At 69.2% G+C, this 1,021-nt stretch carries 1 protein-coding gene; it reads left to right on the forward strand.

Going from position 1 to position 1,021, the window contains the following annotated elements; all coding sequences use genetic code 11:
* Positions 1 to 125: 125 nt before the first annotated feature.
* Positions 126 to 1,021, forward strand: an 896-nt coding sequence (locus ACFYUZ_RS39135; RefSeq protein WP_389317967.1) for an IS481 family transposase, incomplete at its 3' end; no start/stop codon positions are given.

Below are 1,021 nucleotides of genomic sequence, written 5' to 3' on the forward strand. Positions count from 1 at the left end.
CTAGGTGTTCTGTCCCGGGAGGTTGTGGACGGGTGATGCAGGTCTCGGCTGAGGGATCTTGAACGGGTGAGGGCCTTCCCGGTTCGGTGTGGATTGCGACGTCTACACCAACCAGAAAGGCCCTCGTGCCCCACCGTAATGCACCTTTGACCGAGACCGGACGCCTGCGGCTGGCCCGCTGCATCGTCGAAGGCGGCCTGACGCTGCGCGTGGCCGCCGAACGCTTCCAGGTCTCACCCACCACCGCTCAACGGTGGGCCGACCGCTACCGGGCCCTGGGCAAGACCGGCATGGCCGACCGCTCCAGCCGCCCCCACCACAGCCCACGCCGGACCCCGACCCGCACCGAACGCCGGATCATCAAGGTTCGCGTCCTGCGCCGGTGGGGCCCGGCCCGCATCGCTCACCTCCTGGGCCTGGTCCCCTCGACCGTTCACCGCGTCCTGACCCGGTTCGGCCTGGCCCGTCTGACCCACCTGGACCGGGCCACCGGTGCCGTCATACGCCGCTACGAACGCGACCGGCCGGGCGAACTCGTCCACGTCGACATCAAGAAGCTCGGCAACATCCCCGACGGCGGCGGACACAAGGCCCTCGGCCGCCAGGCCGGCCGCAAGACCCGTGCCAACGCCGGCTACAGCTACATCCACACCGCCGTCGACGACCACTCCCGCCTCGCCTTCAGCGAGATCCTGGCCGACGAGAAGAAGGAGACCGCTGCCGGTTTCTGGCAGCGGGCCCAGGCGTTCTTCACCTCATGCGGGATCACCGTCGAGCGCGTCCTGACGGACAACGGCGCCTGCTACAAGTCCCACGCCTGGCGCGACGTGCTGGCGGCGGCCGGGATCACCCACAAGCGAACCCGGCCCTACCGGCCCCAGACCAACGGCAAAGTCGAACGGCTGAACCGGACCCTGCTGGACGAGTGGGCCTACGCCCGGCCCTACCGGTCAGAACAGGAACGACGCGACGCCTTCCCGAGCTGGCTGCACTCCTACAATCACCACCGCGGACACACCGC

The sequence above is a fragment of the Streptomyces sp. NPDC004266 genome, from assembly GCF_042874095.1.
Classification (GTDB): Bacteria; Actinomycetota; Actinomycetes; order Streptomycetales; family Streptomycetaceae; genus Streptomyces.